This is a genomic window from Streptomyces sp. NPDC058877 (assembly GCF_042742855.1).
Lineage (GTDB): Bacteria > Actinomycetota > Actinomycetes > Streptomycetales > Streptomycetaceae > Streptomyces.
In genome coordinates this window covers 1-14,223 of sequence record NZ_JBHYMF010000178.1, presented here as the reverse complement: position 1 = coordinate 14,223, position 14,223 = coordinate 1, and the positions used below count along the sequence as shown (strand labels likewise).

12 protein-coding genes and 1 riboswitch are annotated in these 14,223 nt (G+C 69.2%); of the genes, 11 read left to right on the top strand and 1 reads right to left on the bottom strand.

Features of this window, described 5'->3' with window-relative positions; all coding sequences use genetic code 11:
• Positions 1-209: 209 nt before the first annotated feature.
• From ACFW2Y_RS29095 to ACFW2Y_RS29050, 10 genes are all read left to right on the top strand, one after another.
• Entirely contained in the window at positions 210-818 is a 609-nt protein-coding gene (locus ACFW2Y_RS29095; RefSeq protein WP_384885125.1) for a CDP-alcohol phosphatidyltransferase family protein, read from the top strand.
• A gap of 117 nt (positions 819-935) precedes the next feature.
• On the top strand, positions 936-3,431 hold the full coding sequence (locus ACFW2Y_RS29090; RefSeq protein ID WP_384885124.1) for a sugar phosphate nucleotidyltransferase: 2,496 nt from the start codon (positions 936-938) through the stop codon (positions 3,429-3,431).
• A 100-nt stretch (positions 3,432-3,531) separates the two neighbouring features.
• Entirely contained in the window at positions 3,532-4,461 is a 930-nt protein-coding gene (locus ACFW2Y_RS29085; RefSeq protein ID WP_384885122.1) for a DUF881 domain-containing protein, read from the top strand.
• Positions 4,458-4,790, top strand: a complete 333-nt coding sequence (locus ACFW2Y_RS29080; RefSeq protein WP_015032176.1) for a small basic family protein — start codon at positions 4,458-4,460, stop codon at positions 4,788-4,790. Before ACFW2Y_RS29085 ends, ACFW2Y_RS29080 begins: the two co-directional genes overlap by 4 nt.
• 5 nt (positions 4,791-4,795) lie before the next feature.
• Complete coding sequence (locus tag ACFW2Y_RS29075; protein WP_384885121.1) at positions 4,796-5,782, top strand: DUF881 domain-containing protein; 987 nt, start codon at positions 4,796-4,798, stop codon at positions 5,780-5,782.
• An 81-nt stretch (positions 5,783-5,863) separates the two neighbouring features.
• Positions 5,864-6,805 (top strand): FHA domain-containing protein, encoded by a 942-nt coding sequence (locus ACFW2Y_RS29070; RefSeq protein ID WP_384885127.1) that lies wholly within the window; start codon positions 5,864-5,866, stop codon positions 6,803-6,805.
• Positions 6,806-6,836: 31 nt separating this feature from the next.
• Positions 6,837-7,586 carry a MerR family transcriptional regulator gene (locus ACFW2Y_RS29065; protein WP_384885119.1) on the top strand — a complete coding sequence of 250 codons (750 nt, stop codon included), beginning with the start codon at positions 6,837-6,839 and terminating at the stop codon, positions 7,584-7,586.
• 65 nt (positions 7,587-7,651) lie between these two features.
• The gene (locus ACFW2Y_RS29060; RefSeq protein ID WP_351181094.1) at positions 7,652-8,125 is read left to right on the top strand and encodes a bifunctional nuclease family protein; all 474 of its coding nucleotides are present in this window, start codon (positions 7,652-7,654) and stop codon (positions 8,123-8,125) included.
• A 191-nt stretch (positions 8,126-8,316) separates the two neighbouring features.
• Positions 8,317-8,940, top strand: a complete 624-nt coding sequence (locus tag ACFW2Y_RS29055) for a MerR family transcriptional regulator (protein ID WP_384885118.1) — start codon at positions 8,317-8,319, stop codon at positions 8,938-8,940.
• Positions 8,941-9,043: 103 nt separating this feature from the next.
• Entirely contained in the window at positions 9,044-10,453 is a 1,410-nt protein-coding gene (locus ACFW2Y_RS29050; RefSeq protein ID WP_384885116.1) for a DNA polymerase IV, read from the top strand.
• An 83-nt stretch (positions 10,454-10,536) separates the two neighbouring features.
• On the opposite strand, the gene ACFW2Y_RS29045 is transcribed toward ACFW2Y_RS29050, so the two are convergent.
• Positions 10,537-10,959 carry a PRC-barrel domain-containing protein gene (locus tag ACFW2Y_RS29045; protein ID WP_384885114.1) on the bottom strand — a complete coding sequence of 141 codons (423 nt, stop codon included), beginning with the start codon at positions 10,957-10,959 and terminating at the stop codon, positions 10,537-10,539.
• Positions 10,960-11,022: 63 nt separating this feature from the next.
• Positions 11,023-11,122: riboswitch (glycine riboswitch) on the top strand.
• 179 nt (positions 11,123-11,301) lie between these two features.
• Here ACFW2Y_RS29045 and gcvP point away from each other — a divergent pair.
• Entirely contained in the window at positions 11,302-14,187 is a 2,886-nt protein-coding gene (gene gcvP / locus ACFW2Y_RS29040; protein WP_384885112.1) for an aminomethyl-transferring glycine dehydrogenase, read from the top strand.
• Positions 14,188-14,223: the final 36 nt, after the last annotated feature.

Genomic DNA, 14,223 nt, shown 5'->3' with positions numbered 1-14,223 from the left:
GCAGGGGGGACCCTGTGGGAGAGTAGGACACCGCCGAACAAATTTTAGCCTCAGCCCCTGGACCTGGTCCGGGGGCTGAGGCATTTTTGCGTTCTAGGCCGAACTCTTCTGCCGATTTCGGGGGAGGAGGGGGCCTGTGCGTCCGGTCGCAGCGGCTGAGGGTAGGGTCGGGGGGCAATGTCGGCACCGTTCCAGCAGGAGGCCCCCGGGTGGAGGTCCAGGAGACTCGCGTTCAGACCGACCGGGTCCTCACCATCCCCAACATTCTCAGCATGGCGCGCCTCGTCGGCGTGCCGCTGTTTCTGTGGCTGATCCTCCGCCCCGAGTTCGGTGGGCCCAAGAGCGATGGTTGGGCGCTTCTCGTCCTGGCGCTCAGCGGCATCAGCGACTACCTGGACGGCAAACTCGCGCGACGCTGGAACCAGATCAGCAGCCTCGGCCGACTACTCGACCCCGCCGCCGACCGTTTGTACATCCTGTCCACCCTCGTCGGGCTCACCTGGCGGGAAATCCTGCCACTGTGGCTGACGATCGCCCTACTGGCGCGCGAGGCCATGCTGCTCGTGATGGTGGCAATCCTCCGTCGGCACGGCTACCCGCCGCCCCAGGTGAACTTCCTCGGGAAGGCCGCTACTTTCAACTTGATGTATGCGTTCCCGTTGCTGCTTCTCAGTGACGGAACGGGCTGGCTTTCGTCACTCGCTGAAGTTTTCGGGTGGGCCTTCGCTGGATGGGGTACAACTCTCTATTGGTGGGCAGGGATCCTCTACGTGGTCCAGGTCCGTCGACTCGTGAAGGCGGATACCGCAACCGATTGAGCCCGTCTGTCCCCGTGTCGAGCAGCGTCGCCGGCAACAACGAGGATGACCGAGGGTCCCTGAGCAGACGGGTGAAGTCGGCAGGACCGTCGTCTCTTCAAGGAGGACGCTTCCGACATGAAGGCCGTCGTGATGGCCGGTGGCGAAGGAACCCGCCTTCGCCCCATGACCTCGAGCATGCCCAAGCCTCTGCTGCCGGTGGTGAACCGGCCGATCATGGAGCACGTCCTACGACTGCTCAAGAGGCACGGTCTCAACGAGACCGTCGTCACCGTGCAGTTTCTCGCCTCTCTCGTCAGGAACTACTTCGGTGACGGAGAAGAGCTCGGGATGGAGCTCACGTATGCCAACGAGGAGAAGCCGCTCGGTACAGCGGGAAGTGTGAAGAACGCCGAGGAGGCGTTGAAGGACGACGCCTTCCTCGTCATCTCCGGTGATGCGCTCACCGATTTCGACCTCACCGACCTCATCGCTTTCCACAAGGAGAAGGGTGCCCTCGTCACGGTCTGTCTGACACGGGTTCCGAACCCACTGGAATTCGGGATCACGATCGTCGACGAGGAGGGCAAGGTCGAACGCTTCCTGGAGAAGCCCACCTGGGGGCAGGTCTTCTCGGACACCGTGAACACCGGCATCTACGTGATGGAACCCGAGGTCTTCGACTACGTCGAGGCTGATGTTCCGGTCGACTGGTCGGGCGATGTGTTCCCCCAGCTGATGAAAGACGGCAAGCCGATCTACGGTTATGTCGCCGAGGGCTACTGGGAGGACGTCGGCACCCACGAGAGCTATGTGAAGGCCCAGGCGGACGTCCTGGAGGGCAAGGTCCAAGTCGACATCGACGGGTTCGAGATCTCGCCCGGGGTGTGGGTCGCGGAAGGCGCCGAGGTCCACCCCGAAGCCGTACTGCGCGGGCCGCTCTACATCGGCGACTACGCGAAGGTGGAAGCGGACTCGGAGATCCGGGAGCACACCGTCATCGGCTCGAACGTGGTCGTCAAGAGCGGAGCCTTCCTGCACAAGGCGGTCGTCCACGACAACGTCTACGTCGGGCAGCAGAGCAATCTGCGGGGCTGTGTGATCGGCAAGAACACCGACATCATGCGGGCGGCCCGGATCGAGGACGGGGCCGTCATCGGCGACGAGTGCCTGATCGGTGAAGAATCGATCGTCCAGGGCAACGTCCGGGTCTACCCGTTCAAGACGATCGAGGCCGGCGCCTTCGTCAACACGTCCGTCATCTGGGAATCCCGCGGGCAGGCCCACCTCTTCGGAGCACGGGGGGTCTCCGGCATCCTGAACGTGGAGATCACGCCCGAGCTGGCCGTCCGGCTCGCAGGGGCGTACGCCACGACCCTGAAGAAGGGCGCGACCGTCACCACCGCACGTGACCACTCCCGGGGTGCGCGAGCGCTGAAGCGGGCGGTGATCTCCGCACTGCAGGCAAGCGCGATCGACGTGCGCGACCTGGAAAACGTGCCCCTTCCGGTCGCGCGGCAGCAGACCGCGCGGGGCAGTGCGGGCGGCATCATGGTGCGGACCTCGCCCGGTGTGCCGGACTCCGTCGACATCATGTTCTTCGACGAACGGGGGGCGGACCTCTCGCAGGGCGGTCAGCGCAAGCTCGACCGGGTGTTCGCGCGGCAGGAGTACCGGCGTGCCTTCCCCGGAGAGATCGGCGACCTCTCCTTCCCCGCGAGCGTCTTCGACTCGTACACCGGCTCGCTGCTGAGGAACGTCGACACCACCGGGATCGCGGAAGCCGGGCTCAAGGTCGTCGTGGACGCCTCCAACGGCAGCGCCGGGCTCGTCCTGCCCAGCCTGCTCGGACGGCTCCAGGTCGACTCCCTGACGATCAACCCGGGGCTCGACGAGTCCCGGCCCACCGAGTCGGCCGAGAGCAGGCGGGCCGGCCTCGTACGGTTGGGGGAGATCGTGGCCTCGGCGCGGGCGGCGTTCGGCGTGCGGTTCGACCCCGTCGGCGAACGGCTCTCGCTCGTGGACGAACGCGGGCGGATCATCGAGGACGACAGGGCGCTCCTGGTGATGCTGGACCTGGTGGCCGCCGAGCGGCGCTCCGGACGTGTTGCACTGCCGGTCACGACGACCCGAATCGCCGAGCAGGTCGCTGCCTACCACGGCACCCAGGTGGAGTGGACGACCACCTCGCCCGATGACCTCACCAGGGTCGGACGGGAAGACTCGACGATCTTCGGCGGAGACGGGCGCGGAGGCTTCATCGTGCCCGAATTCAGCAGTGTCTTCGACGGCGCAGCCGCCTTCGTGCGCTTGATCGGATTGGTGGCGCGGACACAGCTCACCCTGAGCCAGATCGATGCCCGGATCCCGCGGGCGCACGTCTTGAAGAAGGACATCGCGACCCCGTGGGCGGTGAAGGGGCTGGTCATGCGCCGGGTGGTGGAGGCCGCGGGCAGCAGGTCCGTGGACACCACGGACGGGGTCCGGGTGGTCGAGGCCGACGGGCGCTGGGTGATGGTGCTGCCCGACCCCGCCGAGGCCGTCACCCATCTGTGGGCGGAAGGGCCTGACGACGCCTCCGCACAAGCCCTCCTCGACGAGTGGGCCGCGGTCGTCGACAGCGCAGGTGACTGAGGGGCCGGGCCATCGGTCGGGCGGCACCCGAGAGGGAGCCGCCCGACCCCGTGGAGGGGCCATTCGGCGGTAGGGCGCACGACGTGCGACGATGTGCGGCATGTCGCAGCAGCCCCCCATTCGGAGCACCGGTTCACAGCCACCGCGCCCGGACGCGTCCATGTCGCTGCTGAACAACGTGATCGACCATGCGCTCGACGACGGTTACGCCGAGGCGACGGCCCGGCGTGCGGCCGAGGGCACCCAGGCGTCCCACAGCATCCGGTCCAAGCTGGGCGTCGCCGCGGGGCTCCTGCTCGCTGCCGTCGTGGTCACCGTCGGGGCGGCCGAGGCGCGGATCTCCGCGCCCGTCGTCGCCAAGGAGCGGCAGGACCTGATCGACCGGATCGAGAAGGAAGCGTCCTCCGCCGACCAGCTGGAACGGGACATCGAGCGGATCGGCGCCGAGGTCCGCGGGAGCCAGCGGCAGGCACTGCAGCAGCACGGCGGCGACCAGGCCGAGCTGGTGACCCTGCTCTCGGGCGGAACCCCCGTGCACGGCCCTGGAGTGAAGCTCGTCATCGACGACGCCAAGGGGACCGACACCGGTGGCGGCGGTCCGCGGGAGAGCGCGGGCTTCTCCGATACGGGACGGGTTCGCGACCGGGACATGCAGCGGGTGATCAACGGACTCTGGGAGTCGGGCGCGGAGGCGGTCGCGATCAACGGGCAGCGGTTGACATCGCTGTCCGCGATCCGGGCCGCCGGTGACGCCATACTGGTCGACAACAAGCCTCTGGTGCCGCCCTACACCGTCCTCGCCATCGGGGACGGACAGCGGCTGAGCACCACGTTCCAGGACAGCGCTGACGGGCAGTACCTGCATGCGCTCGTGGAGAACTTCGGGATCAGGCGTCGGATCTCGGTCGAGGGCGACGTGAGCCTTCCGGCTGCGCCTAGCCTGACCGTACGTACCGCAGAGCCGAGGGGGGCCGGGGTGGCGACGCCCTCCGGCCGGGCCGCGGCAGACACAGGGAAGGGCACATCGTGATCGCCGTACTGGGCCTCATCGTCGGAGTGGTGGTCGGACTGTTGGTCCGTCCCGAGGTTCCGGCGGTGGTCGAGCCCTATCTTCCGATCGCCGTGGTCGCAGCCCTCGACGCGGTCTTCGGCGGCCTCCGGGCCATGCTCGACGGGATCTTCGTCGACAAGGTCTTCGTGGTCTCCTTCCTCTCCAACGTGGTCGTGGCCGCACTGATCGTCTTCCTCGGCGACAAGCTGGGCGTGGGCGCACAACTGTCGACCGGCGTGGTCGTCGTCCTCGGCATCCGCATCTTCTCCAACGCGGCCGCCATTCGACGTCACGTCTTCCGGGCGTGAGGCCGATGAGCGAGAACCCACAGAACCACGAGCGGCCCGGGGACCCCGAGAAGTCCGAGGGGAACGCGGAGAGGACCGGGGGCGAGGCGTCCGGTGCCGCGCAGCCCACGGCTGCGGAGCCGGAGACGAAGAAGCCGGACGTCGAGGAGCCCGAGTCGGCACCCGAGGCCGTCCGGGCCCTCGAGCCGGTCGTGGCGTCCGAGCCCCCTGCTGCCCCCGTTCCCGCCCCTGAGCCTGCGCCTGCCCCTGTTCCCGCCCCTGCGCCGGCCGAGCCGAGCGGGCGGCGGCGGTTGGCTGCCGCCCTGTGGCCGCCGCGCATCACCCGAGCCCAACTCGTCGTGGCGCTCCTGCTGTTCGTCCTCGGTCTCGGCCTGGCCATCCAGGTCTCCTCGACGAGTGACAACAGTGCGCTGCGCGGGGCCCGGCGGGAGGACCTGGTGAGGATCCTCGACGAACTCGACGACCGCACACAGCGCCTGGAGGACGAGAAGGCCCGTCTGGAGAAGCAGCGCTCCGAGCTGGAGTCCAGTTCGGACCAGGCCGAAGAGGCCCGCAAGCAGACCCAGGAGAGGGAGCGGCAACTCGGCATCCTGGCCGGTACCGTCATGGCCGAAGGCCCGGGCATCACCCTGACCATCGGTGACCCCACCGGGGCCGTCGAGTCCGACATGCTGCTCGACGCCATCCAGGAGCTGCGTGCGGCAGGGGCCGAGGCGATCCAGGTGAACGGTGTCCGCGTCGTCGCGGACAGCTATTTCACCGGCAGCGGTGAAGACATGCAGATCGATGGAACGAAGGTGACCGCTCCGTACGTCTTCAAGGTCATCGGCAAGCCCGAGGATCTTGAGCCCGCGCTCAACATCCCCGGTGGCGTCGTGCAGACCCTGGAGAAGGAGCAGGCCACGGCCACGGTGGAGCAAGCGACGAAGATCGTCGTCGACGCCTTGCGACCCGCGAAGCGGCCTGACTACGCTCAGTCGTCATCGCAGTGAGAAGGATATGAGACGGGGCCCGCGACAAGCGCAAGCCGTTGCGGGGGGTCGGCGCACCACAAGGGTGGTGCGTGGTGGAAACTGTCCGGAGGATACGGACGTTGTGAAGGTGTCCGGGTCGGCAGGTGTGAAGGATCTCGGTTCGTCCTGCCCCACGGGCGGGTCTGTTTCGGTCAAGGGGAATCGCCCGTGAAGTTGTTTGCGAAGTTGTTCGGCAAGAGCGCACGCGAGGACGGCGGCAACGCCAAGCACGCCGCGTCGCGCCACGCCCAGAGCGAGGAGCAGGGTGGGGAACGCCCGCTCTTCCGTGACGAGATCGAAGGTCGGGGCGGTGACATTTCGGGCGCGCAGGGCGCGTCTTCTGTTGACCCCGCCGGGGCCGCACGCATAGGTTTCGGGGAACCATCAACCTCAAGTACGGGTGGAGGGTTTACGTCCGACCCGTACGCGACACAGACCTCCGCGGGGCAGCCGCGGCAGGAGGATGCGTCCATGCCGGTGTGTACGAGGTGCGGTCACCGCAACACGGCCGACAGCCGCTTCTGCTCCCACTGCGGTACGCCGCTGCGGGGCGGGGTCGCTGCTGAGCGCGCGTCGGAGACGACGTCGACGATTTCCATCTCGGGCCTGGAGGCCTACGAAGCGGAGATCACGGGCCAGACGCAGCTGCCCTCGCTCTCGCCCGAGGCGCTGGCGGCCGTGGAGGCACTTCCGCCCGGTTCCGCGCTCCTCGTGGTGCGCCGGGGTCCTAATTCGGGCAGCCGTTTCCTGCTCGACAGCGAGCTGACGACGGCCGGCCGTCATCCGCAGAGCGACATCTTCCTGGACGACTTCACGGTCTCCCGGCGGCACGTCGAGTTCCGGCGGGCCCAGGACGGCAGCTTCACCGTCTCCGACGTCGGCAGCCTCAACGGCACGTACGTCAACCGCGAGCCGATCGACTCGGCCGTCCTGTCGAACGGCGACGAGGTGCAGATCGGGAAGTACCGCTTGGTCTTCTACTCGAGCCAGCGAGGCGTGTGACGCCTCGGGGAATCTCCTTCAGGGAAGGTTCATGCTGCGAACACCGACGGGCGGTGCCGAGTCCGGCACCGCCACTGCGGGCGACCGACTGGTCAGCATCGGCACGGTGCTGAGCCAGCTGCGCGACGAATTTCCCGAAGTGACGATCTCCAAGATCAGGTTTCTTGAGGCCGAGGGCTTGGTCGAGCCCCGTAGGACGGCTTCCGGATATCGCAAGTTCAGTCCGCAGGACGTGGAGCGACTGGCCCAGATCCTGCGGATGCAGCGGGACCACTACCTTCCGCTGAAGGTCATCCGTGAGCACCTCGACGCCCTTGCGAGGGGGGAGCAGGTCAACCTTCCCGCACCCGGGCGTCGGCGGGACCCCCTCGAGGGGTCCTGGGGGCAGGATGCGGGGGCGGAACCGCCGACCGTCAGCCGCATCGGGCGTGCCGAGCTGATTGCGGCCGCCGAGGTGACCGAGACGGAACTCACCGAGTGGGAGTCGTACGGTCTGATCGCCGAGGCGGAGGGCGGCGGTTATGACGCCGAGGCGGTGATCGTCGCCAGGCTCGTTGCGGGCTTGGGGAGGTTCGGTCTGGAACCCCGCCACCTGAGGGCCGTCAAGGCGGCTGCCGACCGGGAGGCGGGGCTGATCGAGCAGGTCGTCGCACCCCTGCGGCGCCACCGTAACCCGCAGACCAGGGCGCATGCGGAGGCCACTGCCAAGGAGCTCGCCGCCCAGTCGGTGCGGTTGCACGCGGCTCTCGTCCAGACCGCCCTGGGCGTTCGGTTGCAGTGAATCGGAATGCGACCGTGAGGGGGCCCGACTATCCAAACCGGTCGGGCACGTCCTAGGGTTGCTGTGTGAACGAGCTCGACGTTGTGGGTGTCCGCGTGGAAATGCCCTCCAACCAGCCGATCGTGCTCCTGCGCGAAGTGGGAGGCGATCGATACCTCCCCATTTGGATCGGACCGGGGGAGGCGACCGCGATTGCCTTCGCCCAGCAGGGGATGGCCCCGCCGCGACCGTTGACGCACGACCTCTTCAAGGACGTGCTGGAGGCCGTGGGGCAGGAGCTCACCGAAGTCCGCATCACGGATCTGCGTGACGGGGTCTTCTACGCCGAGCTGGTCTTCGCCAGCGGCGTCGAGGTGAGTGCGCGGCCGTCGGACGCGATAGCGCTGGCCCTCCGCACCGGGACGCCGATCTTCGGCAGCGACGGCGTGCTGGACGATGCGGGCATCGCGATTCCGGACGAGCAGGAGGACGAGGTGGAGAAGTTCCGCGAATTCCTCGACCAGATCTCGCCGGAGGACTTCGGGAGCAGCAACCAGTGAAACGGGGCGGCGTTGCCGGAGGCCGTTCGCGGGGTGCTGTCAGACCATTCGACTAGCCTTTCCCGGAGAGGGGCACGCGAAACCACTCTCAGGGTGATTATCACTCGGCGTGCCGAGTGTGGCGATCGTTGACGCACCCCGAGTGACTGCCTACCTTCGTGTGGGCAGGTCAAGGACGGAGGGTCGGCGTGATGAGCAGCGCGGACGGTAGGGCAGGGAGCTCCCTCGGGCACGCGTCCGGAGGGAGTGGTCCGTATCCGCTTCACGGCAGTGTGGGCGACTTCGGAACGGACACGGACGGCGGTACGGGGCCGGCCGGAGAAGCGATCGGCTACCGCGGCCCCACGGCCTGCGCCGCAGCCGGGATCACCTACCGACAGCTGGACTACTGGGCGCGCACCGGGCTCGTGGAACCGAGCGTGCGGCCCGCCTACGGGTCGGGGACGCAGCGGCTGTACAGCTTCCGCGACGTCGTCGTGTTGAAGATCGTCAAGCGTTTCCTCGACACCGGGGTGGCCCTCCAGAACATTCGGGCCGCCGTGCAGCACTTGCGCGCCCGGGGCTTCCAGGACCTGGAGCGGATGACGCTGATGAGCGACGGGGCCACGGTGTACGAGTGCTCGTCGCCCGACGAGGTGGTCGACCTGCTCCAGGGGGGGCAGGGCGTCTTCGGCATCGCCGTCGGCGTGGTCTGGCGTGACGTCGAGGCGGCGCTCTCGCAGTTGCACGGGGAGCGGATCGACACCGGTGAGACGCTGATCAGGCACAATCCGGGCGATGAGCTGGCACGACGGCGGCGCGACAGGGCCGTCTGACCCCGGTGGGACGTCCCGGGGAGGCTCTGGCCTTCCCACGGCCGACTCCGGTGCGGCCCGGCCGGCCCGGCCGTTGTCAGTGGTGTGAGGCAACATCGGGAACGTGAGATCCGCGCCCACGATCCTGCACCTCGACATGGATGCCTTCTTCGCCGCTGCCGAGCAGGCGGCGAAGCCCAGTCTGCGCGGAAAACCCGTGGTGGTCGGCGGTCTAGGGCCGCGCGGGGTGGTCGCCACGGCCTCCTATGAGGCGCGTCGCTTCGGAGTGCACTCGGCCATGCCCATGGGGCAGGCGCGGCGACTGGCACCGAATGCGGCGTACCTCGTGCCGCGCTTCGCCTTCTACCGGTCGATCAGCGACCGGGTCATGGGGCTGCTCCGGGAGCTCTCCCCGCTCGTGGAGCCGCTGAGCCTCGACGAGGCCTTCGTGGACCTCGAAGCCGGCGGCGTCGCCGACGACAGCGCGGGCGCGCGGGCCGCGGGGGAGCGGCTGAGGGAGGACATCCTCGCGGCGACCGGGCTCACCGGGTCGGTGGGGCTGGCCGGGTCCAAGATGATCGCGAAGATCGCTTCGGAGGAGGCCAAGCCGGACGGACTCGTCGTCATCGAACCCGGGACCGAGAAGGGGCTCCTCGGGCCGCGGTCGGTACGCATCCTGCCCGGGGTCGGTCCGGCCACCGGGGAGCACCTTCGACGTGCCGGGATGGCCACCGTCTCCGACCTCGCGGAAGCGGGTGAGGACGAGCTCGTGCGGCTGCTGGGGAGGGCGCACGGCACCTCGCTGTACCGGATGGCCCAGGGGCACGACGAACGGCCCGTGGTGGCCGAGCGGGACGCCAAGTCGGTGTCCGTCGAGGACACCTTCGACGTGGACCTCCACGACCGGGTACGGATCCGGACCGAGGTCGAACGGCTTGCGGAGCGGTGCGTGGGGCGGCTCCGCTCCTCGGGGCACTCGGGACGGACCATCGTCCTGAAGGTGCGGCGCTACGACTTCTCGACGCTCACCCGGTCCGAGACGCTGCGGGGGCCGACGGACGATCCCGGCGTGGTGCGGGAGGCCGCTGGGCGGCTCCTCGAAGCCGTGGACACGACGGGGGGCGTGCGATTGCTGGGGGTGGGGGTGAGCGGGCTCGCCGACTACACGCAGGAGGACCTGTTCGCCCAGGCGGAGGCGGGTGCCGGCGCGGAGCCCGGAGGAGGAGGGGAGGGTACCGCGGGAGGTCCTGGTGCGGAGGAGGCGGGGACTGCGGGAGGCCCCGGTGCGACCGTCGGGGAAGCGGCCGAGTCCGGGGCCCCGGAGCCCGTGGAGAGGCACTGGTCGCCCGGGCACGACGTGCGGCACGCCGTGCACGGGGTCGGTTGGGTCCAGGGGAGCGGGGTCGGCAGGGTCACGGTGCGGTTCGAAGAGCCGTGGTCCGCGCCGGGCAGGGTGCGGACGTTCTCCGTGGACGACCCGGAGCTGGTGCCCGCGGAGCCCGTGCCGCTGATGCCGGGGGGCGCGGTGCCGTGACGCGGGGAGGACGAACCCGCCGGCGGCCGGTCGTGCGCCCCGTGGCGGCAACAACCCCGCGGATGCCGCCACGGGACGCGGTCTCAGGAGCCGTCCTGGCCCGCCAGGCGGCCGAAGTCCTTGTCCGGGGCGTCCGTGGGCGGGGGCGGCAGGGCGAGGCCGTAGTGGCGGTAGAGCTGGAGTTCCTGCTGGGGGGAGAGGTGGCGGCCCACCCCGAAGTCCGGGGCGTCCTTGATGAGGGCCCGCTCGTACGGGATGTGGAGGCCGTCGTCGAGCAGGTCGCTCGGTTCCAGGGGGACGAAGGCGTCCCGGCCGAACAGGCCCGTACGGACCGCGGCCCACTCCGGAATCCCGGTCGCGTCGTCCAGGTACACCTCGTCCACGGTTCCGATCTTGTGCCCACTGCGGTCGAACGCCTTGCGGCCTATCAGGCTGCGCGGATCGATATCGGTCTGCACGGTCCCTCCAACTGGTCGCAACTGCTCTACACCTACGAAAAGGCACATCTGGGATGTCGGCCACTTGAGCGATGGGAGTCGCAACCTCGCTGGTAGGCTGGTTGTGGCTGGCGACCCCGTGCGGGAGAGTCCCCCGGAAGAACCTTCCGGTGGGCGCCGAAGGAGCAAATCCTCCCCGGAATCTCTCAGGCCCCTGTACCGCGCGGACGAGGTCACTCTGGAAAGCAGGGCGGATGTCCGACGGCATTCCGCCCTCACCGACGGTGAAAGCCGGCGTGCCGCGAGGCGTGCCGGTGAAGCTCTCAGGTTGAGATGACAGAGGGGGAGGCCGTCCGGGCACCCGCGCCGTGGTGCCCCTCGCAGGTCGTGACGACCAGGAGGCCTCCGTACATGACCGCCAACCGCATTCCGCTCTCCGAGCTCGAACAGGGCATCCCGTTCGAGCAGCGGCACATCGGGCCCGACGCCGAAGCCCGGGCCAAGATGCTCGCCCAGGTCGGTTACGGCTCGCTCGACGAGCTCACGGCCGCCGCGGTGCCGGACGTGATCAAGAACGCCGAGGCGCTGGGCCTGCCGGGCGCGCGCACCGAGGCCGAGGTCCTGGCCGAGCTCCGCTCGCTCGCCGACCGCAACCAGGTCCTCGCCCCGATGATCGGCCTCGGGTACTACGGGACCTTCACCCCGCCGGTCATCCTCCGGAACGTGATGGAGAACCCGGCCTGGTACACCGCCTACACGCCCTACCAGCCCGAGATCTCACAGGGCCGCCTCGAGGCGCTGCTCAACTTCCAGACCGTGGTCGCCGACCTGACCGGTCTGCCGACCTCCGGCGCTTCCCTCCTCGACGAGGGCACCGCCGCGGCCGAGGCCATGGCGCTCTCCCGGCGCGTCGGGAAGGTCAAGAACGGGGTCTTCCTCGTCGATGCCGACGCCCTGCCGCAGACCATCGCCGTCATCGAGACCCGCGCCGAGCCGACCGGCGTCGAGGTCGTCGTCGCCGACCTGAGCGAGGGCATTCCCGCCGAGGTCGCCGAGCGCGGCGTCTTCGGCGTGCTGCTCCAGTACCCGGGTGCCTCCGGCGCCGTCCGCGACGTCAAGCCGCTCGTCGACGCCGCCCACGAGCTCGGTGCGATCGTCACCGTCGCCGCCGACCTGCTGGCGCTGACGCTGCTCACGCCGCCCGGCGAGTTGGGCGCCGACATCGCCGTCGGCACGACCCAGCGCTTCGGCGTGCCGATGGGCTTCGGCGGCCCGCACGCCGGCTACATGGCCGTCCAGGACAAGCACGCCCGCTCCCTCCCCGGCCGTCTGGTGGGCGTCTCCGTCGATGCCGACGGCAATCGCGCCTACCGTCTGGCCCTGCAGACCCGTGAGCAGCACATCCGCCGGGAGAAGGCCACCAGCAACATCTGCACGGCCCAGGTGCTGCTCGCCGTCATGGCCGGCATGTACGCGGTCTACCACGGCCCCGACGGCCTGAAGCAGATCGCGCGGCGCACCCACCGGTACGCCGCGATCCTCGCCGCGGGCCTCACCGCCGGTGGCGTCGAGGTCGTGCACGGCTCCTTCTTCGACACCCTTGCGGTCCGCGTGCCCGGAAGGGCCGACGAGGTCGTCGCCGCCGCCCGTGAGGCCGGGGTGAACCTCCACCGCGCCGATGCCGACCTGGTGTACCTCTCCTGTGACGAGACCACCGGACGCGAGCAGATCACGGCCGTCTGGGGCGCCTTCGGCGTGACCGCCGACATCGAGGCCCTGGACGCCGTCGTCGAGGACGCTGTTCCCGCCGGTCTGCTGCGCTCCGACGCGTACCTGACCCACCCGGTCTTCCACGCGCACCGCTCCGAGACCTCGATGCTGCGCTACCTGCGCAAGCTCGCGGACCGTGACTACGCGCTCGACCGCGGCATGATCCCGCTCGGCTCCTGCACCATGAAGCTGAACGCGACGACCGAGATGGAGCCGGTCACCTGGCCCGAGTTCGGTCAGATCCACCCCTTCGCCCCGGTCGAGCAGGCACAGGGCTACCTCACGCTCATCACCGAGCTCGAGGAGCGCCTCGCCGAGGTCACCGGATACGACAAGGTGTCGATCCAGCCCAACGCCGGTTCCCAGGGCGAGCTCGCCGGTCTGTTGGCCGTCCGCGCCTACCACCGTGCCAACGGGGACGAGCAGCGCACCGTCTGCCTCATCCCGTCCTCCGCGCACGGCACCAACGCCGCCTCCGCCGTGATGGCCGGCATGAAGGTCGTCGTCGTCAAGACCGCCGACGACGGTGAGGTCGACGTCGAGGACCTGCGCGCCAAGATCACCCAGTACCGCGACGAGCTGTCCGTGCTGATGATCACCTACCCGTCCACGCACGGAGTGTTCGAGGAGCACGTCGCCGACATCTGCGCCGAGGTCCACGAGGCCGGCGGTCAGGTGTACGTCGACGGTGCCAACCTCAACGCACTGGTCGGTCTGGCCAAGCCGGGCAAGTTCGGTGGAGACGTCTCCCACCTGAACCTGCACAAGACCTTCTGCATCCCGCACGGCGGCGGTGGCCCCGGTGTCGGCCCGGTCGGCGTGCGGGCCCACCTCGCCCCGTACCTGCCGAACCACCCGCTCCAGCCCACCGCGGGCCCGGAGACCGGTGTCGGCCCGATCTCGGCCGCCCCGTGGGGCTCCGCCGGCATCCTTCCGATCTCCTGGTCGTACGTGCGGCTGATGGGCGGCGAAGGCCTCAAGCGGGCCACCCAGGTCGCCGTGCTCGCGGCGAACTACATCGCCAAGCGCCTGGAGCCGCACTACCCGGTGCTCTACACCGGTCCGGCCGGTCTGGTCGCGCACGAGTGCATCGTGGACCTGCGTCCGCTCTCCAAGGCGACCGGCGTCACCGTCGACGACATCGCCAAGCGTCTCATCGACTACGGTTTCCACGCGCCGACGATGTCCTTCCCGGTGGCCGGCACCCTGATGATCGAGCCGACGGAGTCCGAGGACCTGGCCGAGCTCGATCGTTTCTGCGACACGATGATCGCGATCCGGAGCGAGATCGAGAAGGTCGCCTCCGGCCAGTGGCCCGGCGATGACAACCCGCTGCACAACGCCCCGCACACCGCGGCTGCGCTGGGCGGCGAGTGGAACCACCCGTACACGCGCGAGGAGGCGGTCTTCCCGGCCGGCGTCTCGGTCGCGGACAAGTACTGGCCGCCGGTGCGCCGCATCGACGGTGCCTTCGGCGACCGGAACCTGGTCTGTTCCTGCCCGCCGCTGGACGAGTACGACAACTGATCACGATGCGAGGGCCGGCCCGGAGATTTTCCTCCG

What these genes read in the sequence shown, in the direction of transcription:
- ACFW2Y_RS29090 (WP_384885124.1), top strand. Translation starts at nt 936, where the DNA reads ATGAAGGCCGTCGTGATGGCCGGTGGCGAAGGAACCCGCCTTCGCCCC.
- ACFW2Y_RS29085 (WP_384885122.1), top strand. Translation starts at nt 3,532, where the DNA reads ATGTCGCAGCAGCCCCCCATTCGGAGCACCGGTTCACAGCCACCGCGC.
- ACFW2Y_RS29075 (WP_384885121.1), top strand. Translation starts at nt 4,796, where the DNA reads ATGAGCGAGAACCCACAGAACCACGAGCGGCCCGGGGACCCCGAGAAG.
- ACFW2Y_RS29065 (WP_384885119.1), top strand. Translation starts at nt 6,837, where the DNA reads ATGCTGCGAACACCGACGGGCGGTGCCGAGTCCGGCACCGCCACTGCG.
- ACFW2Y_RS29055 (WP_384885118.1), top strand. Translation starts at nt 8,317, where the DNA reads ATGAGCAGCGCGGACGGTAGGGCAGGGAGCTCCCTCGGGCACGCGTCC.
- ACFW2Y_RS29045 (WP_384885114.1), bottom strand. Translation starts at nt 10,959, where the DNA reads ATGTGCCTTTTCGTAGGTGTAGAGCAGTTGCGACCAGTTGGAGGGACC.
- gcvP (WP_384885112.1), top strand. Translation starts at nt 11,302, where the DNA reads ATGACCGCCAACCGCATTCCGCTCTCCGAGCTCGAACAGGGCATCCCG.